The organism is Enterobacter sp. 22499 (assembly GCF_052044815.1).
Taxonomy (GTDB): Bacteria; Pseudomonadota; Gammaproteobacteria; order Enterobacterales; family Enterobacteriaceae; genus Enterobacter; species Enterobacter bugandensis.
In genome coordinates this window covers 465,606-487,914 of record NZ_JBQENR010000001.1, presented here as the reverse complement: position 1 = coordinate 487,914, position 22,309 = coordinate 465,606, and the positions used below count along the sequence as shown (strand labels likewise).

At 55.3% G+C, this 22,309-nt stretch carries 25 protein-coding genes; 12 read left to right on the top strand and 13 right to left on the bottom strand.

Annotated elements, in window-relative coordinates:
* Nucleotides 1–32: 32 nt before the first annotated feature.
* Nucleotides 33–944: a DNA-binding transcriptional activator PunR gene (gene punR, locus ACTJI7_RS02295; protein WP_028012890.1), complete on the top strand. Its 912-nt coding sequence runs from the start codon at nt 33–35 to the stop codon at nt 942–944.
* Between the two features lie 17 nt (nt 945–961).
* Here punR and purR read toward each other — a convergent pair whose 3' ends face one another.
* Complete coding sequence (purR, locus tag ACTJI7_RS02290) at nt 962–1,987, bottom strand: HTH-type transcriptional repressor PurR (protein WP_008500597.1); 1,026 nt, start codon at nt 1,985–1,987, stop codon at nt 962–964.
* 297 nt (nt 1,988–2,284) lie between these two features.
* Here purR and cydH point away from each other — a divergent pair, with 297 nt between their 5' ends.
* Together cydH and ACTJI7_RS02280 are read left to right on the top strand one after the other, a co-directional pair.
* Nucleotides 2,285–2,374 carry a cytochrome bd-I oxidase subunit CydH gene (cydH, locus tag ACTJI7_RS02285; protein ID WP_020688313.1) on the top strand — a complete coding sequence of 30 codons (90 nt, stop codon included), beginning with the start codon at nt 2,285–2,287 and terminating at the stop codon, nt 2,372–2,374.
* A gap of 163 nt (nt 2,375–2,537) precedes the next feature.
* The gene (locus ACTJI7_RS02280) at nt 2,538–3,704 is read left to right on the top strand and encodes an MFS transporter (protein WP_028012891.1); all 1,167 of its coding nucleotides are present in this window, start codon (nt 2,538–2,540) and stop codon (nt 3,702–3,704) included.
* A gap of 37 nt (nt 3,705–3,741) precedes the next feature.
* On the opposite strand, the gene sodB is transcribed toward ACTJI7_RS02280, so the two are convergent.
* Together sodB and ACTJI7_RS02270 are read right to left on the bottom strand one after the other, a co-directional pair.
* Nucleotides 3,742–4,323, bottom strand: a complete 582-nt coding sequence (gene sodB / locus ACTJI7_RS02275; RefSeq protein ID WP_028012892.1) for a superoxide dismutase [Fe] — start codon at nt 4,321–4,323, stop codon at nt 3,742–3,744.
* A 122-nt stretch (nt 4,324–4,445) separates the two neighbouring features.
* Nucleotides 4,446–5,219: a C40 family peptidase gene (locus ACTJI7_RS02270; protein ID WP_047368407.1), complete on the bottom strand. Its 774-nt coding sequence runs from the start codon at nt 5,217–5,219 to the stop codon at nt 4,446–4,448.
* A gap of 338 nt (nt 5,220–5,557) precedes the next feature.
* Here ACTJI7_RS02270 and grxD point away from each other — a divergent pair, with 338 nt between their 5' ends.
* On the top strand, nt 5,558–5,905 hold the full coding sequence (grxD, locus tag ACTJI7_RS02265) for a monothiol glutaredoxin 4 (RefSeq protein ID WP_003832760.1): 348 nt from the start codon (nt 5,558–5,560) through the stop codon (nt 5,903–5,905).
* A 44-nt stretch (nt 5,906–5,949) separates the two neighbouring features.
* Here grxD and rnt read toward each other — a convergent pair whose 3' ends face one another.
* From rnt to eptA, 5 genes are all read right to left on the bottom strand, one after another.
* A complete protein-coding gene (rnt, locus tag ACTJI7_RS02260; protein ID WP_440669616.1) occupies nt 5,950–6,600 on the bottom strand; it encodes a ribonuclease T in 651 nt (216 codons plus the stop codon).
* A 95-nt stretch (nt 6,601–6,695) separates the two neighbouring features.
* A complete protein-coding gene (gene gloA, locus ACTJI7_RS02255; RefSeq protein WP_013096923.1) occupies nt 6,696–7,103 on the bottom strand; it encodes a lactoylglutathione lyase in 408 nt (135 codons plus the stop codon).
* Between the two features lie 100 nt (nt 7,104–7,203).
* Complete coding sequence (locus tag ACTJI7_RS02250) at nt 7,204–8,301, bottom strand: alkene reductase (protein ID WP_028012895.1); 1,098 nt, start codon at nt 8,299–8,301, stop codon at nt 7,204–7,206.
* Between the two features lie 53 nt (nt 8,302–8,354).
* Nucleotides 8,355–8,954: a TetR/AcrR family transcriptional regulator gene (locus ACTJI7_RS02245; RefSeq protein ID WP_440669614.1), complete on the bottom strand. Its 600-nt coding sequence runs from the start codon at nt 8,952–8,954 to the stop codon at nt 8,355–8,357.
* A gap of 41 nt (nt 8,955–8,995) precedes the next feature.
* The gene (gene eptA, locus ACTJI7_RS02240) at nt 8,996–10,621 is read right to left on the bottom strand and encodes a phosphoethanolamine transferase EptA (RefSeq protein ID WP_048960364.1); all 1,626 of its coding nucleotides are present in this window, start codon (nt 10,619–10,621) and stop codon (nt 8,996–8,998) included.
* Nucleotides 10,622–10,770: 149 nt separating this feature from the next.
* On the opposite strand from eptA, the gene ACTJI7_RS02235 reads away from it, so the two are divergent.
* The 3 genes from ACTJI7_RS02235 (at nt 10,771) to sodC (ending at nt 12,554) form a co-directional block, all read left to right on the top strand.
* The gene (locus ACTJI7_RS02235; protein WP_028012898.1) at nt 10,771–11,010 is read left to right on the top strand and encodes a DUF1289 domain-containing protein; all 240 of its coding nucleotides are present in this window, start codon (nt 10,771–10,773) and stop codon (nt 11,008–11,010) included.
* A gap of 48 nt (nt 11,011–11,058) precedes the next feature.
* A complete protein-coding gene (locus ACTJI7_RS02230; RefSeq protein ID WP_440669612.1) occupies nt 11,059–11,955 on the top strand; it encodes an aldo/keto reductase in 897 nt (298 codons plus the stop codon).
* An 80-nt stretch (nt 11,956–12,035) separates the two neighbouring features.
* The gene (sodC, locus tag ACTJI7_RS02225) at nt 12,036–12,554 is read left to right on the top strand and encodes a superoxide dismutase [Cu-Zn] SodC (RefSeq protein WP_063438364.1); all 519 of its coding nucleotides are present in this window, start codon (nt 12,036–12,038) and stop codon (nt 12,552–12,554) included.
* Here the strand turns inward: sodC and ACTJI7_RS02220 are convergent.
* From ACTJI7_RS02220 to ACTJI7_RS02210, 3 genes are read right to left on the bottom strand one after another with little or no spacing between them, the layout of a single operon-like run.
* Nucleotides 12,533–14,566 (bottom strand): FUSC family protein, encoded by a 2,034-nt coding sequence (locus tag ACTJI7_RS02220; protein ID WP_063153893.1) that lies wholly within the window; start codon nt 14,564–14,566, stop codon nt 12,533–12,535. The two genes, sodC and ACTJI7_RS02220, sit on opposite strands and share 22 nt — an antisense overlap.
* Nucleotides 14,566–15,426: an efflux RND transporter periplasmic adaptor subunit gene (locus ACTJI7_RS02215; RefSeq protein WP_049000858.1), complete on the bottom strand. Its 861-nt coding sequence runs from the start codon at nt 15,424–15,426 to the stop codon at nt 14,566–14,568. Before ACTJI7_RS02215 ends, ACTJI7_RS02220 begins: the two co-directional genes overlap by 1 nt.
* A 2-nt stretch (nt 15,427–15,428) precedes the next feature.
* On the bottom strand, nt 15,429–15,665 hold the full coding sequence (locus ACTJI7_RS02210; protein WP_028012903.1) for a DUF1656 domain-containing protein: 237 nt from the start codon (nt 15,663–15,665) through the stop codon (nt 15,429–15,431).
* Between the two features lie 186 nt (nt 15,666–15,851).
* On the opposite strand from ACTJI7_RS02210, the gene slyA reads away from it, so the two are divergent.
* Entirely contained in the window at nt 15,852–16,292 is a 441-nt protein-coding gene (gene slyA / locus ACTJI7_RS02205; RefSeq protein ID WP_028012904.1) for a transcriptional regulator SlyA, read from the top strand.
* A gap of 37 nt (nt 16,293–16,329) precedes the next feature.
* Here slyA and ACTJI7_RS02200 read toward each other — a convergent pair whose 3' ends face one another.
* Together ACTJI7_RS02200 and slyB are read right to left on the bottom strand one after the other, a co-directional pair.
* Nucleotides 16,330–17,691 (bottom strand): sensor domain-containing diguanylate cyclase, encoded by a 1,362-nt coding sequence (locus tag ACTJI7_RS02200; protein WP_063153894.1) that lies wholly within the window; start codon nt 17,689–17,691, stop codon nt 16,330–16,332.
* 196 nt (nt 17,692–17,887) lie between these two features.
* Nucleotides 17,888–18,355 (bottom strand): outer membrane lipoprotein SlyB, encoded by a 468-nt coding sequence (gene slyB / locus ACTJI7_RS02195; RefSeq protein ID WP_028012906.1) that lies wholly within the window; start codon nt 18,353–18,355, stop codon nt 17,888–17,890.
* Between the two features lie 255 nt (nt 18,356–18,610).
* On the opposite strand from slyB, the gene anmK reads away from it, so the two are divergent.
* The 4 genes from anmK (at nt 18,611) to tyrS (ending at nt 22,266) form a co-directional block, all read left to right on the top strand.
* Complete coding sequence (anmK, locus tag ACTJI7_RS02190) at nt 18,611–19,735, top strand: anhydro-N-acetylmuramic acid kinase (RefSeq protein WP_028012907.1); 1,125 nt, start codon at nt 18,611–18,613, stop codon at nt 19,733–19,735.
* A 93-nt stretch (nt 19,736–19,828) separates the two neighbouring features.
* Nucleotides 19,829–20,152 carry a C-type lysozyme inhibitor gene (gene mliC / locus ACTJI7_RS02185; protein WP_028012908.1) on the top strand — a complete coding sequence of 108 codons (324 nt, stop codon included), beginning with the start codon at nt 19,829–19,831 and terminating at the stop codon, nt 20,150–20,152.
* A gap of 57 nt (nt 20,153–20,209) precedes the next feature.
* Complete coding sequence (gene pdxH, locus ACTJI7_RS02180) at nt 20,210–20,866, top strand: pyridoxamine 5'-phosphate oxidase (protein ID WP_028012909.1); 657 nt, start codon at nt 20,210–20,212, stop codon at nt 20,864–20,866.
* Between the two features lie 125 nt (nt 20,867–20,991).
* The gene (tyrS, locus tag ACTJI7_RS02175) at nt 20,992–22,266 is read left to right on the top strand and encodes a tyrosine--tRNA ligase (RefSeq protein ID WP_028012910.1); all 1,275 of its coding nucleotides are present in this window, start codon (nt 20,992–20,994) and stop codon (nt 22,264–22,266) included.
* The last annotated feature ends 43 nt before the right edge of the window (nt 22,267–22,309 follow it).

The following is a 22,309-nucleotide window of genomic DNA, read 5'->3' as shown; positions in this document are numbered from 1 at the left end:
GCGGGTGCATTCAAATTTTTTGCAGGCAGAAAATGTGGTCAGATTATTCTCTTGAAGTGGTCGATGCTGTCGCGCGTAACGGCAGCTTTAGCGGAGCGGCGCAGGAGTTGCACCGCGTCCCTTCAGCCATCAGCTATACGGTGCGACAGCTTGAAGAGTGGCTGGCGGTACCGCTGTTTGAACGGCGGCATCGTGATGTGGAATTAACGCCCGCAGGGGCATGGTTTTTGAAGGAAGGGCGTTCTGTTATCAAAAAAATGCAGATCACCCGCGAGCAGTGCCAGCAGATCGCGAACGGCTGGCGGGGGCACCTTTCTATTGCGGTGGATAACATCGTTAAGCCCGAGCGCACCCGGCAGATGATTGTCGATTTTTATCGGCATTTCTCTGACGTAGAACTGCGGGTCTCGCAGGAGGTGTTCAACGGCGTCTGGGATGCGCTGGCGGACGGCAGGGTAGAGATGGCGATTGGCGCGACCCAGGCGATCCCGGTCGGGGGACGTTACGCCTTTCGCGATATGGGCATGCTGAGCTGGAAATGCGTGGTGGCAAGCGATCATCCGCTGGCGGCGACGGAAGGGCCGCTGAGCGACGATACGCTGCGCAGCTGGCCGTCGCTGGTGCTGGAAGATACCTCCCGCTCGCTGCCGAAGCGAATTACCTGGCTGCTGGACAACCAGCGGCGGGTTGTCGCCCCCGACTGGGGATCATCGGCGACGTGCCTCAGCGCCGGGCTCTGCGTAGGCATGGTGCCCGCCCATTTTGCACGTCCGCGAATCGACACCGGTGAGTGGGTTGAGCTGACGCTGGAGAATCCGTTCCCGGATGCGGCCTGCTGCCTCACCTGGCAACAAAATGATGTCTCGCCGGCGATGGCCTGGCTGCTGGACTATCTGGGGGACAGCGAAACGCTTAACCGGGAGTGGCTGCGGGAGCCAGACTGACTGGCTCCGCAATGAGATTAACGACGGTAGTCGCGGAACGGGCCATCCGCAACGGAACGGCGTTCGATGAGGCGAGGATGCACTTCAATGGACTGCGACTCTTCACGCTTGTTGACGATCCTGTCCAGCAGCATATTGAAGGCGGTTTCACCCAGCGAATCTTTCGGCTGGTGAATGGTGGTCAACGCTGGCGTGAAGAAGCGCGCGTTGCGCACGTTATCATACCCGATCACGGAGATGTCCTGCGGTACGCGCAGACCCAGCTCGTCGGCCGCACAGAGGGCGCCCATCGCCATGATATCGCCCCCGCAGAAAACGGCGGTTGGACGGTGCGGCTGGGAGACGATCTGCTGCATCGCGCGGTAGCCTGATTCCGGCTCAAAGTCGCCCTGCACGATCCAGTTTTCCGGCACGGTGATTAGCGCTTCTTCCATCGCTTTCATAAAACCGGCCAGGCGGCCCGCGCCGGTGTTGCGTTCCAGCGGACCCGGGATCACGCCAATCTCGCGGTGGCCGCGTTCGATCAGATAACGGCCCGCCATGTAACCGCCTTCGAAGGCGTTATCGATAACGGAGTCGGTGAAGTCGGCGCGCGCTTCGCCCCAGTCCATCACCACCATAGGGATATGGCGATACTCTTCCAGCATCGACAGCACGGATTCCGGGTACTCTGAACACATCACCAGCAGGCCGTCCACGCGCTTTTGCGCCATCATCGACAGGTAGGCGCGCTGTTTTTCAATGCTGTTCCAGGCGTTGCCGAGAATCAGGGTATAGCCTTTCTGGAAGCAGTTTTTTTCTACCGCTTCAATGATCTCGGCAAAATAGGCCGCTTCGCTGCTGGTCGCCAGCAGACCAATAGACTTGGTGTGATTAACCTTGAGGCTGCGCGCAACCGCGCTTGGCGAGTAGTGCAGCTCTTTGATCGCTGCCCAGACGGCGTTGCGCGTCTCTTCCGCCACAAAACGGGTTTTGTTAATTACATGTGATACGGTTGTAGTGGAAACGTTTGCGCGTTTTGCTACGTCTTTAATTGTTGCCATTAAATGTCACTCCAGACCATATCCTAAACTCCTGAAAAACTTGAAGGTAAACGTTTGCCTTCTCTCACCCTTATCACGCAATTTTGAATTGCGGCACGCCGGGAAAACGACACGGGACGTCAGGAGGGGGTCAATGGCCGGTACGCTAATAAATTTAGCGTGGAATTTTGGCCTATCTTGATGAAAAGGGGAAGAGGTAAAGTGTTTATCAGCTTAAATCCAGGAAGATTTTTGACGTAAACTGTGCAAAAATGAGCAAGCTCACTTTTCGTGGGGGGATTAAAAGGAGAAAAATTGATGAGTTCCGATCTGAAGTTTTCGCTGTTCACCACCGTTATTGTGCTGGCGCTGATTGTGGCGGCTGGCCTGACGGCTGCGCTGCATTGATTTACGCGGGGGGAGAGCCTTCTCCCTCCCGGACGCTCCGATTGTTACTTCTCTGGCAAAAATCTTTTGCCATTTTGTTAACTTCTCATTTTTTGTGATTGATGTCATGCTTTCCGCTTCTTTGTTCTGTGTCACCACATGACACGGCATCCGGAGTTGACGCATGAAAATCAATTTTCCCCTGCTGGCCCTGGCGATTGGCGCTTTTGGGATTGGCACCACTGAATTCTCCCCGATGGGGTTACTGCCCGTTATCGCCCGGGGCGTGGACGTCTCGATCCCGGCCGCCGGGATGTTAATCAGCGCCTACGCCATCGGCGTGATGGTGGGAGCGCCGCTGATGACGCTTCTGCTTTCGCACCGTGCGCGCCGCAATGCGCTGATTTTCCTGATGGCGATTTTCACCCTGGGCAACGTGCTTTCGGCCATTTCGCCGGATTACACCACTCTGATGCTGTCGCGCATTCTGACCAGCCTCAACCACGGTGCCTTCTTTGGTCTGGGCTCAGTCGTAGCCGCAAGCGTGGTGCCAAAACACAAGCAGGCCAGCGCCGTGGCCACCATGTTTATGGGGCTGACCATCGCTAACATCGGCGGTGTTCCTGCGGCAACCTGGCTGGGCGAGGTCATTGGCTGGCGGATGTCCTTCCTGGCGACGGCCGGACTGGGCGTGGTCGCGATGGTGGCGTTGTTCTTCTCCCTGCCAAAAGGCAGTGCGGGTGAACGCCCTGATGTACGCAGAGAGCTGTCGGTGCTGATGCGCCCGCAGGTACTCTCCGCGCTGCTGACCACCGTGCTGGGGGCAGGAGCGATGTTTACCCTCTACACCTATATTTCGCCGGTCTTACACGACATTACCCACGCAACGCCACTCTTTGTTACCGCGATGCTGGTGCTGATTGGCGTCGGCTTCTCGATTGGCAACTATCTCGGCGGGAAATTTGCTGACCGTTCCGTGAGCGGCACGCTGAAGGGCTTTTTAACCCTGCTGATTGTCATTATGGTCGCGATCCCGTGGCTGGCGCAGAATGAATTCGGCGCGGCGATTGCGATGGTTGTCTGGGGCGCTGCCACCTTTGCCGTGGTGCCGCCGCTGCAGATGCGCGTGATGCGTGTTGCCCATGAGGCGCCGGGTCTCTCGTCTTCCGTGAATATCGGGGCATTCAATCTCGGCAATGCGCTGGGCGCCGCCGCCGGAGGCGCCGTGATTTCAGGCGGTCTGGGGTACAGTTTTGTGCCGGTGATGGGGGCGATTATTGCCGCGCTCGGCCTGCTGCTGGTGATGATGTCCGGCCGTAAACAGCCTGAAGCGGTTTGCACGGCTGAATAAGCAAAAACGCAGAAGGGTTACCCCTTCTGCGTGTCTCTTACGCGGCGAAGTTCTTCGCGACAAAGTCCCAGTTAACCAGAGCCCAGAAGTGCTCCAGGTAGTTCGGGCGCGCATTGCGGTAATCAATGTAGTAAGCATGTTCCCACACGTCCACGGTCATCAGCGGCGTAGCGCTGGTGGTCAGCGGGGTGCCCGCGTTAGACGTGGACACGATAGCCAGTTTGCCATCCGCCTCTTTTACCAGCCACGTCCAGCCAGAACCGAAGTTCTTGATGGCGGCATCGGTAAACTTCGCTTTAAACTCTGCAAAGCTGCCAAAGGCGGCGTTGATGGCGGCTGCCAGTTCACCGGCAGGTTCGCCACCGGCATTCGGCGCCAGGCAGTGCCAGTAGAAAGTGTGGTTCCACACCTGAGCCGCGTTGTTAAAAACGCCACCCTCTGAGCTGCGAACGATCTCTTCCAGCGTTTTGCCTTCAAAATCGGTGCCCTTGATGAGGTTGTTCAGGTTAGTGACGTACGTCTGATGATGCTTGCCGTAGTGGTATTCCAGGGTTTCCGCTGAAATGTGCGGTGCCAGGGCGTCTTTTGCATACGGTAGTGCAGGTAATTCGAACGACATTGCTTCTCTCCTTATTGTATTTTGTGTTGCTAATAACCCTACAGACAACAAGGACAGGATAGCAAATTGAAAGGGTATGCAAAAGAGGAACTTACCCTGCCGCAGATGCGGCAGGGCAGGGATTAACGAATGGTTTTTGGCGTCATGACGCGACGCGCGCCGACGTAGTGACGTACCCAGTAATCTTCGCTGAGCGAGGTGATCTGAATGTCCTGACCGCTGCGCGGAGACTGGATGAATTTCCCGTTGCCGACGTAGACGCCCACGTGGTCAGCCGTACCGCGACCCTGCGTGCGGAAGAAGACCAGGTCGCCGTTTTCCAGCTCACCCCGGTTCACCGGTGACGCATCGCGCAGGTGATACATCTCATTGGCGGTACGTGGAATACGGAATTTAACCAGATCTTTATAGGCGTAATAGACGAGGCCGCTGCAGTCGAAACCGGTACGCGGCGAACTGCCTCCCCAACGATAAGGTTTGCCAATCTGCCCCATCAGTTTATTCATCGCGGTTTTTTGCGCTTTTTGCACACGCACTTTATGCACATCCGCCAGCTTTGTTACCTTCGTGCATTTTGCTTTATGGCCTTTACGGGTAATGCATTTTTCTGTAACGAGATTAGCGGCGGTCTGCGAAGCTTTATTTTTGGCGGTGCGGGTAGTGCGGGAAGATTTTGTTTTCGTCTTGCTGGAAGCGGTTTGTTTAGTCTGAGCGGTGGTTTTTTTCTTGTCGTTCTTGTTGCTGGTTTTTTTCTTACGTTCTGTGGCTTTAACCAGATGGCTTTTTTGTACAGCAGATTGCCGCGCCTGCTGAGAGGCGTTTGCCGCTGGCGTTAACGTGAGTGATGTAAACAGTAAAGCACAGAGCGTGATCGAGATTTTAGTTATCCGCGCCACTGGGCAGTCCCCTGATATATGCAGGTCATCAATAATACCCGCGTGTGATTTACAAAGCCCGTCGATTCTAATCCATAAAAACCCGAGAAGTTAATAGCATTTTTCAATCTAAAAACGTGTTTCGTTAGCAAGTGCAAAAAAATTCATCGTTCTGACGCACAATTGTTCACTCCCTAAGCAAAACCCTGACGGGCGAAGGGGTAAACACCATTTGCAATGCAACTTTTGTGGAGTCGGGGTAAAATATATAAACGTGACGAAAATGTTATTTTCCGATGCCAGCCTGACCCGCTACAATGTCAGACTACTGCCGTAACAGAAGTTAAAGGAAGCAAGACATGAGCACCACTATTGAAAAAATCCAGCGCCAGATCGCTGAAAACCCGATTCTGCTGTATATGAAAGGTTCTCCGAAGCTGCCAAGCTGCGGCTTCTCCGCGCAAGCGGTTCAGGCGCTGTCAGCCTGTGGTGAGCGTTTTGCTTACGTTGATATCCTGCAGAACCCGGACATCCGCGCTGAGCTGCCAAAATACGCTAACTGGCCGACCTTCCCGCAGCTGTGGGTAGACGGCGAGCTAGTGGGCGGCTGCGATATCCTGATTGAGATGTATCAGCGCGGCGAACTGCAGCAGCTGATCAAAGAGACGGCGGCGAAGTACAAAACGGAAGAGCCGGACGCTGAATAATTTTCTGCGTTAATAAAAAAGCGACCTGAAGAGGTCGCTTTTTTTTATTCTTCACTGTCGCCCATCGGCAGCGGCCAGCCGCCCAGACGCTTCCAGCGGTTGACGATCTCACAGAACAGCTCTGCGGTGCGCTCCGTATCGTATAAGGCGGAGTGCGCCTGGGTACCGTCAAACGGTATACCCGCCGTAATGCAGGCTTTGGATAAAACCGTTTGTCCCAGCGCCAGGCCGCTTAGCGCGGCGGTGTCGAAGGTTACGAACGGGTGGAAAGGGTTGCGTTTGAGCGACGCGCGTTCGGCTGCGGCCATGGTAAAGCTGTGATCAAAGGTGGCGTTATGGGCTACCATGATGGCGCGGCTGCAGTTGCTCTCTTTCATGCCTTTACGCACCATTTTAAATATGGCGTGCAGCGCATCATATTCACTGACTGCACCACGCAGCGGGTTATGCGGATCGATACCGTTAAACGCCAGCGCCTCCGGCTGTAAGTTTGCCCCTTCGAAAGGTTCAATGTGGAAATGCAGCGTGGTGTCCGGTGTAAGCCAGCTCTGTTCATCCATCTTCAGCGTGATGGCGGCAATTTCGAGCAGCGCATCGGTTTTAGCGTTAAATCCGGCTGTTTCTACATCAATGACAACGGGATAAAAACCACGAAAACGGTCGCACAGACCGCTAAATTGAGCGTTATCGGACATCAGGGTCTCTTACAAGGGGAAAAAGCAGTGCGCATTATGGCAAATTTTGCAGGGTGATGCAGTAAAACTACGGGCGCATGTTGCGCCCTGAGGGATCAGTTGCCCAGACCGCGACCCGCGTCTTTGGCTTCAATCAGCTCGATCTTGTAACCGTCCGGATCTTCTACAAAGGCAATAACGGTGGTGCCGCCTTTTACCGGGCCGGCTTCGCGCGTGACGTTACCGCCGTTGCTGCGAATGCGTTCACACGCCTCGGCCGCGTTGTCCACTTCCAGCGCGATATGGCCGTAGGCGGTGCCCAGCTCATAGCTGTCCACGCCCCAGTTGTAGGTCAGTTCAATGACCGCTTCATCCGTTTCCGGGCCGTAACCCACGAACGCCAGCGAGTATTTGTATTCCGGGTTTTCGCTGGTGCGCAGCAGCTTCATGCCCAGGACGTTAGTGTAGAAATCGATAGAACGTTGCAGATCGCCAACGCGCAGCATGGTGTGAAGTAGGCGCATAATTTCCTCATTAACCAATGGAATAGACTATTTTTTTGAACAGAAACGATGTTTTAGTATAGCGGCGAAGTGTCGCCGCTATCAATGAACAATGGCGAGATTACAGTGAAGGGTAGTCGGTGTAGCCTTCCGCGCCGCCGCCGTAGAAGCTCTCAGGACGCTGCGGGTTCAGGGCCGCTTTCTGCTGCAGTCGAGCAACCAGATCCGGGTTGGCAATATAGTCGCGGCCAAACGCCACGGCGTCGATCAGCCCTTTATTAATCAGATCTTCGGCTTTCTCAGGGGTATAAGCACCCGCACCGATGATCACCCCGTGGAAGCGTTCGCGCACTTTCTGACGGAAGGCTTCCGTATAAGGCTTACCGCCGGCCCAGTCCGGCTCGGACATGTGCAGATAGGCAATGCCACGTTTCGCCAGCTCTTCAATCAGATACAGCGCGTCCGCTTCTTCATTCGGACCGTTGTCGACGTTCTGGAACGTACCGATTGGGGAGACGCGGATACCGATACGGTCCGGGCTCCACTCCTGACAAACGGCGTCAACCACTTCCAGCACCAGGCGGGCGCGGTTTTCGACGCTGCCGCCGTACTGGTCGGTGCGATGGTTAGACGACGGTGACAGGAACTGGTGCAGCAGGTAACCGTGCGCGGAGTGCAGCTCAACCAGGTCAAAACCGGCTTCGCGGGCGTTAGCAACGGCCTGGCGGAAGTCGTTCACGATACCCGGGATCTCATCCAGCTCCAGCGCGCGTGGCGTAGAGGTGTCGACGCGGATCGCGTTGCCGTTTTCATCGCGCAGGGAGGTGCGGGTGTTCGCGTTCAGGGCAGACGCTGAAACCGGCGCCTGACCGCCAGGCTGAATGCTGCTGTGGGAGATACGACCGGTATGCCACAGCTGGACCGCAATGCGACCGTCTTCAGCGTGAACGCCCGCGGTGATTTTCTGCCATGCGGCGATCTGCTCCGGGCTGTGCAGCCCCGGCGCACCCGCATATCCCTTGGCCTGAGCAGAAATCTGCGTGGCTTCAGTGATGATCAGGCCAGAGCTGGCGCGCTGACGATAGTATTCACCCATCAGTGGGGTTGGGATATCACCCGGCTCAATGCTGCGCAGACGGGTAAGCGGAGCCATAAACACGCGGTTTGGCGCGGTGACGGCACCCACTTTTAAGGGGGTAAATAATTTTTCAGCTGACATAACGACTCCTGAGTAGACCAGTCGACTAGTAATAACGTAAATAAAAACGCCTGCTAAGCGCCAGGCGCAGTAATCGTACTTATCACATGTGCCAGCGCGCTTTCGAGCGGCACGGCACTGCGAGAAATTTTAGCCTGCAGGTTGGCGCCTAACCAGAGGGAGTAGAGCACCTGAGCCTGCGTTAAGGGATCCCCGGGGAAGGCGAGCGTATTTTCTTCGCGCCCCTTCGCCAGCGCCTGCGCCAGCAGGGCGATAACGCCGCTGGCGCCTTTATCCATTGCAGTGCGCATATCTTCTGAGAGATCGCACACTTCGGCAGAGAGTTTAACCGTCAGGCATCCGCTGATAATGCCCTGCTGACAGAACTGGTTCAGCGTTTCCTGGTAGTAGTTCAGAACACGATCCCGATAGTTACCTTCCCCCGTGGCGAAGTGGGTCGCGAGGCGCTGTTGGTAAGCAGCATAGTGCCGCTCCAGCATCGCCACGCCAAAGGCCTCTTTGGACCGAAAGTAGTGATAGAACGACCCTTTCGGTACCTCAGCGGTTTTTAATAGCTCGCTCAACCCCATACCGGTGAAGCCGCGGTACATGCACAGCCGCTCGCCGGTCGCCAGGAGATGTTCGCGCGTGTCGTGTTCAGTATTTCTGCTCATGGATTCACTCTAATAGACCGTTCGGTCTAATGCAAGCGCTATTACCGGCGACACGCATTCAGAATGTCCAGCTGTTGCTGATAAACGCTTGATTTAACGTCCATCATGCCCAGCACCGTCGAGAATAAATTGTCCTGCGAAACCGCATTTTTTGCTGCGTGATCGCGTAAACACTGCGCGTTGATGCCAAAGTTTTTCGCATAGTCCGGGGACAGCCAGAACATAAACGGAATGTGCGTCTGCTGCTCCGGCGCCAGCATGTACGGCGTGCCGTGCAGATAAATACCGCTTTCACCGAGCGATTCCCCGTGATCCGAGAGGTAAATCAGCGCGGTGTTCATGTTCGCCTGACGGGCTTTCAGCGCATCAATGGTTTTGCTGACCATGCTGTCGGTATACAGGATGGTATTGTCATAGGTGTTCATCAGCGCCTGATGGTCGCAATCCTGAATTTCGTTGGTGTCGCAGGTGGGGGTGAATTTACGGAAATTATCCGGGTAACGGCGATAGTACGCCGGGCCGTGGCTGCCCATCAGGTGGATAACCAGCACCGTGTCCTGCTTCAGACCGTCCAGCACGTTGTCCAGGCGGTAGAAATTCACGTCATCAATACAGGACTGGTCTTTGCAGAACTGATCCAGCTTCCACTGCGTCATGTCGGTATGGGGAATACGATCGCAGGCACCTTTACAGCCACCGTCGTTGTCGCGCCACAGGAGGTTGATACCCGCATGGTTGAGCACGTCGAGCAGCCCTTCCTGATGGTGCGCCAGGTCGGCATCGTATTTGCTGCGCGTCATACCGGAGAACATGCACGGAACGGATACAGCGGTTTCAGTGCCGCACGAGGAGGCCTGCGGGAAGTTAATCACATCCTGCTTTTTCAGCTCCGGGTTGGTTTCACGCCCGTAGCCATTGAGGGAGTAGTTCGCCGCGCGCGACGCTTCGCCGATGACCAGCACCAGAACGGTTTTCTTCTGCTGACCCGTAATCAGCGCGCCTTTGTGCGCATCTTCGCCAATCCGCACCAGCGTTTGATCGCCGGCAAACCAGCGCATCTTGCTGTATTTCACCACCGCGCTGACGTAGTTCGCCGGAGTGACCATTTTGACGATGCTTTTGTTATTGCGGAACAGCGACGCGTAATCTTTATAAAACACCGCGGCGATAAGAATAATCACCAGCAGGGCACCGAGCATCGCGGCAACACGCGTCAGCAGGGCGTACCACCATTTGCCGGTACGAATGCGGGTCAGCGCCAGCACCAGGGATGGAACAAGACCGGCTATGACAATCCACAGAATCATCTGCGGGGTCACCAGCGCGGTGGCTTCCTGGGAGTTAGTTTCGAACACGTTCACAATCATGTTCTGATCGATGACCGCGCCGTAGGTAAACATAAAGTAAGTTGCCGCAGCGCACCCGACAGTTAAGACGATCATCAGCGGCTTACGGATATACGGGATATTGAGCAGGCTAAATACAATGACCCAGCCACAAAAAAGCACCACCGGCACGGATGCGGCGAAGAGAATATCGTGCAGATGCGCAGGGGCAATAATAGCCCAGCTGCGCTGGATAAACAGCCCGTTAAGCAGAGTAAAAAAGAGTGCACAGCCCAGAGTAAATTTTATGTCGTTACATTGTAACTTTTTACTTAACCACATCGATCGTAAAACCTGTCATTGTCATGATGTGGCGAGTATAGAGAGGGAAGATTAGTGAAACCTTAATGCCACAAAACTGTGGTAAAGCCCTTGCACGCGGCGCTTTTAGCGTCTTCACTGTAGGTGAGAGAGGTTAACCGGAGGTGAGTGTGGCAGAGCAACTGGAGTTTTTCCCCATCCAGAGCCCGTGCCGGGGGATTTGTCAGTCAGATGAACGCGGTTATTGCCGCGGGTGCATGCGTACCCGTGACGAGCGTTTTAACTGGCAAAACTTCAGCGACACGCAAAAGCAGGATGTGCTGCGCCTCTGCAGACAGCGACTTCTGCGCAAAATCCGCGCAAACAAAGCCTCTGAGACCGAAGAACCCCAGCAACCTTCACTGTTTTAATGCGGTAATTGCGTATACTCATGACATCACGTCCTTGAGGAAAATGTTATGGTTCAGCGTATTACCCTTGCCCCCCAGGGGCCAGAATTCTCCCGTTTTGTGATGGGCTACTGGCGCCTGATGGACTGGAATATGTCCCCCCTCCAGCTGGCAAGCTTTATTGAAGAGCATATCGATTTAGGGGTAACAACCGTCGATCATGCGGATATTTACGGTGGCTATCAGTGTGAAGCCGCCTTTGGCGAGGCGCTCAAGCTGGTTCCGGCACTCCGGGAGCGCATGGAGATCGTTACCAAATGCGGTATTGCCACCACGGCCAAACCGGAGCATGCCCTCGGCCACTACATCACCGACAGCGCCCATATCATCAAGAGCGCCGAGCAGTCGCTGGTCAATCTGGCAACCGATCGTATCGACCTGCTGCTGATTCACCGTCCGGACCCGCTCATGGATGCCGACGAGGTGGCGGAAGCCTTCCTGAGTCTGCATCAGAGCGGGAAGGTGCGTCACTTCGGCGTCTCCAACTTTACCCCGGCCCAGTTTGCGCTGCTTCAGTCTCGTCTGCCGTTTACGCTCGCCACTAACCAGGTTGAGATCTCCCCGGTGCATCAGCCGCTGCTGCTGGATGGCACGCTCGACCAGCTGCAGCAGCTGCGCATTCGCCCGATGGCCTGGTCGTGCCTCGGCGGCGGACGCCTGTTTAATGATGATGCGTTCCAGCCGCTGCGCAATGAGCTGGAAACCATCGCCCGCGAGCTGAACGCCAAGAGCATAGAGCAGGTGGTTTACGCCTGGATCCTGCGTCTGCCGTCAAAACCGCTGCCGATTATTGGCTCAGGGAAAATTGAACGCGTCCGTTCCGCGCTGGCCGCCGAAGAGCTGCAGATGACCCGCCAGCAGTGGTTCCGCATCCGCAAAGCCGCGCTGGGTTACGACGTGCCTTAAACCGCAAGAAGGTGACTTTCCGGTGAAATCTGGGCCCCTGGTATACACTTAAGGGGCAAAAAATAACCAGCGGAGGTCATATGAAGCGTTTTACTCTGGCATTGGTCACGCTGGTTGTTTGCGCAGGGGCGCAGGCAGCCAGCGACGAAGTAGAAATGAATCTCGTCACCTCACAGGGTGTGGGTCAGTCCATCGGGACGGTGAAAATCACCGAGACCGATAAAGGGCTGAAATTCGCACCCGATCTTAAAGCACTCCCGCCGGGCGAACACGGCTTCCATGTTCATGCCAAAGGGAGCTGTCAGCCAGCCATGAAAGAGGGTAAACCGTCGGCAGCGGAAGCAGCAGGGGGCCACCTTGACCCGCAGAATTCAGGCAAACATGAAGGGCCTGAAGGTATGGGACACCTGGGCGACTTGCCGGTGCTGGTGGTAAACAATGACGGTAAAGCCACGGATCCGGTCGTGGCCCCGCGGCTGAAAAAGCTGGATGAGGTCAAAGGCAAAGCGCTGATGATCCATGTGGGCGGCGATAACATGTCCGATCAGCCTAAACCGCTTGGCGGCGGCGGGGCGCGCTATGCCTGCGGCGTAATCTGATCCCCAATCGTTCCCGGCGGGGGCGCCTGTTCCAGCTGCGACAGCGAGCAGTGCAGGCGCCAGATTATCGAGGCCAAATCGCGGGCTGCGGGAAGATGATGCCGGGCAAGGGTGTCGCAGATCCGCTGCAGTTCAGCCAGTGTGGCCTCCAGAGGCCGCTGCTGAACGCCGCGCTCGCTCATCACATCGCGTAGCAGAGAGATACACACATCACGTACCTGCGACAGCGGATCGGAGCGCGTTTCCCATGCGCGAAGCTGCCAGACCACGTGCGAGCAGTTCAACAGCACCACCCCCCAGCGCAGCAGCCAGCGTCGGGACAGCGCGTCCTGGCTGTTATTTAACTGGCTGACGTGGTGATAAACCAGCGATTCATACTCGCTTTCTTGCAGATGCGGCTTGCGGCTGAGCTGGTCGACAAACCCTCTGCGCAATTCACGGATATGTCGACGGCTTTTGCGTGCGTCAGAGCCGGGACGCAACACCGCGAAGGCCAGCCACGCCAGCCCGACGCCAAGAATCTTTGCCAGGTTGTCATTCAGAAAAGCGGCGTAATCATACACCGGCGGATTCGTCACGGAGATAAACGAGCCCATAAAGACAATCAGCTGTCCCCACAGACCCGCCAGTTTCGGCATTTGCAGCTTAAGGAGCTGCATCGTAGTTAGCAGCGGAAACAGGAACAGCAGAAACTGCCAGAGATCGCTTATCTGCACCATCAGGCCAAACTTCACCACAAAACTGAACAGTGATAGCAAAACAAGCGTTCGCAGCAGCAGCGTAAGCGAGTTAAACGGCGAGGCCGCGACGGAGTAAAGCACGCAGCTGATAGCGGCTAGCGTTAACGCCGCCGAACCTGACTCCCACTGCGTGGTAATGCTCCACGCCCCCACCAGCATCAGTGCGCTGAAGGTGCGAAAACCGCTCCATAGCGCTTCCAGATAATCGGTGTGACGTGCGAGAGCCGGGCTGCCGGGAACGGCGAACTCCGTGACCGGCGTGGCATTCTCGACCGCCTTAATCCAGCGGCTGCTGCGCAGATAGAGCCTGCAAAAGTAGTTCAGACGCTGCCAGAAGGCGCGATGGCGATAGTCATACTCATCAACCGGAGCGAGCGGGGCGATAATCTTCGCGACGGTGTAGATATCGGCGTCCGGGCGTGCAAGGGCTGCGAGCAGGGTTTCAATCACCTCGCGCGTGTTTTCCGGCGGCGTCGGCCAGTTGAGCAGCATCCTGCGAAGGCTGGAGATGGCGCTGGTCATGCGCAGCTGCTGGTGCAGTAAATAATTTAGCAGGGTGTTCTGACGGCGAAAGCGGTAGTGGCTCCAGAACGCTTGAATACGCAGCAAATTCATGGTCAGTATCTGACCGATGACCTTCTCATGCGCGAGACGGATCTCATCGCTGGTATCCGGCTGCCACAGCAGGCTCGCGTGCTCCAGCAAGCGGGTATGCATGGTTTTCAGCGCGGTGATGAGCGCGGTGCCGTCGGAGGTGCTGGGCATCACCATCATCATGAAGCCGCCGCAGAGGATCCCGACAATGACCTCACAGACGCGCGCCTGTGCAATGTCCCACAGCTCGGTAGTGTCGAGCACGTTGACGACCGGGAAGGCGATAATGGCGGCGGTATAGCCCGCCAGCTGGAAAGCGTAGGCCACGTTATTGGTAAAATGGGCGCAGGCCCAGGTACAGCAACCCAGCCATGCCGCCATGCTCAGCAGGAACAGCCACGGATCGTTCAGCGTGTGGCCCGCGATAATTAACGCCGCGGTGGCGCCCAGCAGGCTACCTGCGATACGGCCAAGGCTTTTGCTGATCACCCCACCAACGGTGGGGAAGCTTACCACCGCCGCGGAGGTCATCGCCCAGTAGGGTTCATCCAGGTTCAGATAATAGGCGACAGTCAGCGCCAGGCACATGGCAATGCCGTTACGCAGCGCGTAGCGCCACTGGGGGCGCGTCGCTTTCATCCACGGCGTGTTTTGCCAGGAGAGCGCCTGCAGCTTCATTAACGGGTTCCGATAGAGACAGTGCAGGTGGTGCCGGAAACCAGCGTGATGTCCTCGGGTAAACGGTCAAACTCCACGCGCACAGGCACGCGTTGAGCCAGGCGCACCCACGGTACGTTCGGCTTGATGTCCGGCACCAGCCCGGAATCCGTTTCAACGCTTTGATCGTAAATGGCGCGGCCAATGCTGGAAACGTGACCCTGTAACTTTTGCGGGCCACTATACAGCGTTATGGCGGCGGGTGCGCCTTCATGGATATGACGAAGCTTGGTCTCTTCGAAATAGCCCACGACGTAGAACGAGTGGCTGTCGACGAGCGCAAAAACCGGCTGACCGGCGGTGGCATAATTTCCCACCCGGGCGGAGAGGTTGGTCACCCATCCGTCGACGGGGGCGGTGACCACGGTTTGGGTTAACTCCCACTGCGCCTGCTTCAGCGTGGCCTCAGCCACGTTGACGCTCGCCTGCATGGCCTTGACGTTGATATTGGCGGTATCTAAATCTTCCGCGGAGATGTAGTTTTTCGACAGGTGACGGCGGCGATTGGCCTCATTATTGGCCTTAGCAAGGTCAGACTGGGCTTTTGCCAGCTGCGCCTGGGCGTTCAGAATTGCAATGTGATACGGGGTGTCGTCGATGCGGAATAACACCTCTCCCTTTTTAACGTACTGGTTATCCTTAACCAGCAGCGTTGTGATACTTCCCGAGACCTGAGGGGTGATGCTGACCTGCTCAGCGCGAACTTTGCCGTCACGGGTCCAGGGGGACTGCATATAATAATTCCACAACCACCATCCAGCAGCCAGGGCGAGGACAAGAACGAACAGGGTGGAAAAGTACTTCAGCGTTTTCAGAGGCATATTCACCACACGATCAGAACAGCAAGGCCCAGGCATACGGAGAGGGCAAACAGGGAGAGATCCATCAGCATGGGGTGCCAGATTTCGCCGGAGTACATCCAGTCGCGAAGCAGGCGATGCGCGATGAGCCAGAGAACAAAGCCCACCAGCACGGCTTTAAACAGGGGAGGAAAGTAGACTGACGCACCGAAGATCAGGTCCTGAAGGGGTAAACCTTCTGAGCGATGAAAAAAGATCACAGGCAGAAATCCTTTGCAGTGAACAGAATGCCGCGTTGGCTTGTCTGAGTATGAAGAAGCATCATAATTCAGTGTAAGTCATACTTTTGAGTCCGATGAATGCAGTATTGCATTTGTTTTGCCAATACAAATGCTGCACACTATTCTAAAATCAGTATAATAACTTAGCAAGCTAATTATAAGGAGATGAAATTGGAATCGCCATTAGGTTCTGATCTGGCAAGGTTGGTACGCGTCTGGCGTGCTCTGATTGACCATCGCCTGAAACCTCTGGAACTGACGCAGACGCATTGGGTCACGTTGCACAACATTCATCAGCTGCCGCCCGACCAGTCGCAAATTCAACTGGCTAAAGCGATAGGCATTGAGCAACCGTCGCTGGTGCGCACGCTTGACCAACTGGAAGAGAAGGGACTGATCTCCCGGCAAACCTGCGCCAGCGATCGTCGCGCCAAGCGCATTAAGCTGACGGAGAAAGCGGCGCCTATCATCACTGAAATGGAAGCGGTGATCACCAAAACGCGCGGTGAAATCCTTTCAGGCGTTTCACCGACGGAGCTGGAAATGCTCATCAGCCTCATTGCGCGCCTTGAGCAAAACATTCACGAGCTACAGTCTCGCGACTGACCAGACAACACGGCCTTGCATCTGCAAGGCCTTGTTTTTACTTAAAGACAACGACGCGGTTACGGCCCGTCTCTTTCGCTTCATACATCGCCTTATCGGCACTTTCCACGCACGCTTCTGCGCTTACCGACGAAGAGGTTGCCGTAAACACACCCATGCTGATGGTAATCGGCTCTGGTAACTGACCCTCGCTGCTAATTTTATCAAAACCGCTTAGCTTCAACCGAATGCGCTCTGCCACCTGATATGCGTCTTCTGCGGAGGTGTTTGCCAGCATCAGGACAAACTCTTCGCCGCCGATTCGCGCTGCGATATCCTGCGGACGTACGGAGTCCATCAGCAGATTGGCGACAAACTGCAGGACTTTATCTCCCTGCAGGTGACCGTAGTTGTCGTTGATACGCTTGAAACGATCGAGATCGCTGACGATAACCGAAACCGGGCGGCTGGGTTTGGCGATGCCCAGCGCCTGGTTTAACGATTCATAAAAATAGCTACGGTTATAAAGGCGCGTGAGCGGATCGCGAATCGAATTTTGATACGACTGCTGATACTTCAAATGGGAGTCACGATACAACCTGAAGACATCATAGAGCAGCACAAAAATAATAATCAGCGTCGCGACGGTTTCAAATAATCGGGCGCGATACCAGGATATATCTTCTGCATGTCCGCCTACCAACAGCATAGAGAGCGTGACGACATAGCAGACACACAGAAAATTACCGCCTACCCAGAACAGATTACGCACGCGCGTAATAAACATCAGCGTGGCTAGTGTCACGACCCAGAGAACGATTAATGAAATATTAATGCTGTGGCTCCAGAGAACCATAAACTGCCGCGTTTCATTATCAACCAGATCGAGGGATAAAAACGGGGAATGGCTGGAATACATCCAGGCCAGAATCACCATACATGCGGTAAAAAGAAATGAACCGCTAACGATGATGATATGCGCCAGCCGTGAAAGGGGCAGATTGCGCGTGGGATAAAGTAATGCCGAAACGATCATCAGCACCGCCATTAAGAGGTGGCGGAACATATAGTAGATCATCGCATCGTTGTAGTTCACAACGTTGAACTGATAGAGATCCAGCCATGCCGGAAAGCTGGTCAATGTTCCGACCATCAGCAAGGCCGAACCGGCAAAGGCAAATGAGATGGCAATCAGATAGAGCCGCCGCTTATCACACCAGTATTTCATTGCCATAAAACAGGCAATAAACAGGTGAAACACGAGTAAAAAAATGGTGAGTGTGGGGAACAAAAGAGGCGAAAAGGACGGAACCCAGTCAACCAGTTTTGAAAATAAAGCCTGTAATATTCCGATGACGACCAAGCAACCGAAACAGAACGAGATATAACGACCTTTTACAGAACGACTATTCGCAAGCATATAAAGTTATACAAATTAAAATAATTATGAAGAGATGATTGCGAAGAGTTTAATCAATTAGCACGCTAAATACTTTGCGCAGAAACAATATATGGCGCGTTTAATAATGTGTGAGATGAATGTATTCTGTAAATATATTTGTGAGAGTGATATATATTGTAAATGGATGTGGCCTGATGACCACATCCATTTTTAATTAACGCGGAGAAACGGTAACCTGGCTGCCGTTGCTCGCCAGCACGACGCGTTGACCCGCAGAGAAGCGGGTGTTGCCCTGCTTCTGAACAACCATAATGGTGCTGCCGTCGTCTTTACGAATTTCCAGCTCTACACCCTGGGTTTTGTTCATCGCGCCCTGAACGCCCTGACCCGCGACACCACCCGCTACAGCCCCCGCTGCGGTTGCCAGAGAACGGCCCGTGCCGCCGCCAACGGTATTACCCAGGAAACCACCCAGTACAGCACCGCCGATTGCGCCCATCACGTTGTTTTCATCACCACCCTGAATTTGTACAGGACGGGCGTTAACAACGGTACCGTAAGTCACGCTTTGAACCTGTTTTGCTTCAGAAGCGCTGTAAACGTCGCCAGACAGCGAGCTGTCGTTCACACAGCCAGCCAGGGTTAAACCAATCAGCGAAACGCCCAGTACACGTACAATCATTTGAATCTCCTGTTCACCAAAAACGCCCATCTGGAGGCATCCGTTATGGCTAAATTATATGGCATAAAGAGCCATAGTTCATATCTTTGCACTAACAATAAGAAAATTGTACTTGAATTTGACTTAACGAGACATAAACAGGAGCCACTCGCCATACCGGCAAGACATTGTTAAAAAATATTATCGTCGGATGGCAAAGGAGCGCTGTTTATGGTTGAGTGGATATCCTTAGCCCACGCAACGTAAGGAAAGCGCATGAAATCGGGTCGCTACATTGGTGTGATGTCGGGCACCAGTCTGGATGGGGTAGATGTCGTTCTGGCCGCCATTGACGAACATATGGTGGCACAGCAGGCGAGCCTGACCTGGCCAATCCCCCTTTCGCTGAAAGAGGACATTCTGAGCATCTGTCAGGGGCAGCAGTTAACCCTCTCCCAGCTTGGTCAACTTGATGTTCGGCTGGGGGCGCTGTTTGCGGATGCGGTGCAGGCGTTAATGCAAAAAGAACACCTTCGTCCCCAGGATGTGGTCGCCATCGGGTGTCACGGACAAACCGTCTGGCATGAGCCGACTGGCGACGCGCCGCATACGTTGCAAATCGGCGATAACAACCAGATTGTGGCGAAGACGGGCGTAACGGTCGTCGGGGATTTTCGGCGCCGCGATATTGCGCTTGGCGGCCAGGGCGCGCCGCTGGTGCCTGCATTCCATCAGGCGTTGCTGGCGCACCCTACAGAACGCCGCATGGTGCTCAACATAGGCGGGATTGCTAACCTCTCGATGCTTATTCCGGGGCAGCCCGTTCGCGGCTACGATACCGGCCCGGGAAATATGTTAATGGATGCCTGGATCTGGCGGCAGTGCGGTCAACCGTACGATAAAAACGCCGAGTGGGCGAGCGAGGGTAAAGTGGTTCTCCCGCTGCTGCAGTCCATGCTCAGCGACCCTTATTTTGCCTTACCGGCGCCGAAAAGCACGGGACGAGAATACTTCAACTTTGGCTGGCTCGAGCGCCAGCTTGCGCTGTTCCCGGCACTCGCCCCGCAGGATGTCCAGGCGACGCTTGCCGAATTAACGGCCGTGTCGATCTCTGAGCAAGTGCTGCTCAGCGGCGGCTGCGAACGCCTGCTGGTGTGCGGCGGGGGAAGCCGAAACCCGCTGGTGATGGCGCGTCTTGCCGGGCTGCTGCCGGGCACTGAGGTGACCACGACGGACGAGGCCGGCATCAGCGGGGATGATATGGAAGCGCTGGCTTTCGCCTGGCTTGCCTGGCGCACCATCGCCGGGCTGCCAGGGAATTTGCCGTCGGTAACCGGCGCGCGCGAGGCCAGCGTCCTCGGGGCGATTTTCCCTGCAAATCCTCGTCATAATCAGAGTTAACTGAAATTCAGCGCGGCGCCTCGTCGTTAGAATGGAATAAAACAGGGGGGCAGCCATGCCCTCCAGGACCAGGAAAGTCTTCGGAATACGCCCATGAAAAAACTTCTTCTTATTGCCGCGCCTTTATTGCTGTCAGGATGCAGCGTCTATAACCAGTTCCTTGAGCGCATGCAAACCGATACGCTGGAGTATCGCTGCGATGAAAAACCGCTGACCGTGAAGCTGAATAACCCGCGTCAGGAAGCCAGCTTCGTTTACGATAACAAGCTGCTAACCCTTAAACAGGGTATCTCGGCCTCCGGGGCGCGTTATTCGGACGGCATCTATGTCTTCTGGTCGAAAGGCGACAGCGCCACGGTCTACAAACGCGACCGCATTGTGCTGAACAACTGCCAGCTTGAAAATCCGAAGCGTTGAGATTTTTACAGGGGCGGCGCACAATAGCGCCACCCAATCTCAAGATCAGCTAACGCCATGTCAGATAACGACGAACTGCAGCAAATTGCGCATCTGCGCCGTGAATACACCAAAGGCGGCCTGCGTCGCCAGGATCTTCCCGCTGAACCCCTCGTGCTTTTTGAGCGCTGGCTGAAACAGGCCTGCGACGCGAAGCTGGCCGACCCAACGGCCATGGTCGTCGCGACGGTAGATGAAAACGGTCAACCGTATCAGCGCATCGTCTTGCTTAAGCATTACGACGAGAAAGGGCTGGTGTTCTATACCAATCTGGGCAGCCGCAAGGCGCACCACTTAGAAAACAACCCGCGCATCAGCCTGCTGTTCCCGTGGCACATGCTGGAACGTCAGGTGATGGTCACCGGTAAAGCGGAACGTCTCTCGACCCTTGAGGTGGTGAAGTATTTCCACAGCCGCCCGCGCGACAGCCAGATTGGCGCCTGGGTATCAAAACAGTCCAGCCGGATCTCTGCCCGCGGCGTGCTGGAAAGTAAATTCCTGGAGCTGAAACAGAAGTTCCAGCAGGGGGAAATTCCGCTGCCGAGCTTCTGGGGCGGCTTCCGCATTCCGATTGAGCAGATGGAATTCTGGCAAGGCGGTGAGCATCGCCTGCATGACCGCTTTTTATACCAGCGCGAGAATGGCGGCTGGAAAATCGACAGACTGGCCCCGTAATCCCCGAAATTTGTTGATTTAAGCGCTAGCGCACACCGCGCTTGCGCTTTATTCTATGGTCCTTTCGCATCAGGCGAAAAGTCGTGTACCGGCAAAGGTGCAGTCGTTTATACATGGAGAATTTGATGGCAAGCAGTAACTTGATTAAACAATTGCAAGAGCGGGGCCTCGTGGCCCAGGTGACGGACGAGGAAGCGTTAGCAGAGCGACTGGCGCAAGGCCCGATCGCGCTCTATTGCGGCTTCGATCCCACCGCTGACAGCTTGCATTTGGGGCATCTTGTTCCATTGTTATGCCTGAAACGCTTCCAGATGGCGGGTCATAAGCCTGTTGCCCTGGTGGGCGGCGCGACCGGTCTGATTGGTGACCCGAGCTTTAAAGCCGCGGAGCGTAAGCTGAACACCGAAGATACCGTGCAGGAGTGGGTGGATAAGATCCGCAAACAGGTTGCACCGTTCCTCGACTTCAACTGTGGTGATAACTCTGCCATTGCTGCTAACAACTACGACTGGTTTGGCGGCATGAACGTGCTGACCTTCCTGCGTGACATCGGCAAGCACTTCTCTGTTAACCAGATGATTAACAAAGAAGCGGTCAAGCAGCGTCTGAACCGTGACGATCAGGGTATCTCCTTTACCGAGTTCTCCTACAACCTGCTGCAGGGCTATGACTTTGCCTGCCTGAACAAGCTGCACGGCGTCTCTCTGCAGATCGGCGGCTCTGACCAGTGGGGGAACATCACCTCCGGTATCGATCTGACCCGTCGTCTGCATCAGAACCAGGTCTTCGGCCTGACCGTTCCACTGATCACCAAAGCAGACGGCACCAAATTCGGTAAAACCGAAGGCGGCGCGGTGTGGCTCGATCCGAAGAAAACCAGCCCGTACAAATTCTATCAGTTCTGGATCAACACGGCGGATGCCGATGTTTACCGCTTCCTGAAGTTCTTCACCTTCATGGACATTGCAGAGATCAATGCGCTGGAAGAGGAAGATAAGAACAGCGGTAAAGCGCCGCGTGCCCAGTACGTGCTGGCGGACGAAGTGACCAAACTGGTTCATGGTGAAGAGGGCCTGGCCGCGGCAAAACGCATCACTGCAAGCCTGTTCAACGGTACGCTGAGCGATCTGAGCGAAGCGGACTTCGAACAGCTGGCGCAGGACGGCGTGCCGATGGTTGAGATGGAAAAAGGGGCTGACCTGATGCAGGCGCTTGTGGACTCTGAGCTCCAGCCTTCCCGTGGTCAGGCGCGTAAAACCATCGCCTCCAACGCTATCACCATCAACGGTGAAAAGCAGGCTGATCCGGAATACACCTTCGTTGACGGCGATCGTCTGTATGGCCGCTACACGCTACTGCGCCGCGGTAAGAAAAACTACTGTCTGGTCTGCTGGAAGTAAGTAAAAGTCTCGAGGGGCGTGGGAAACCACGCCCTTTTTGTTT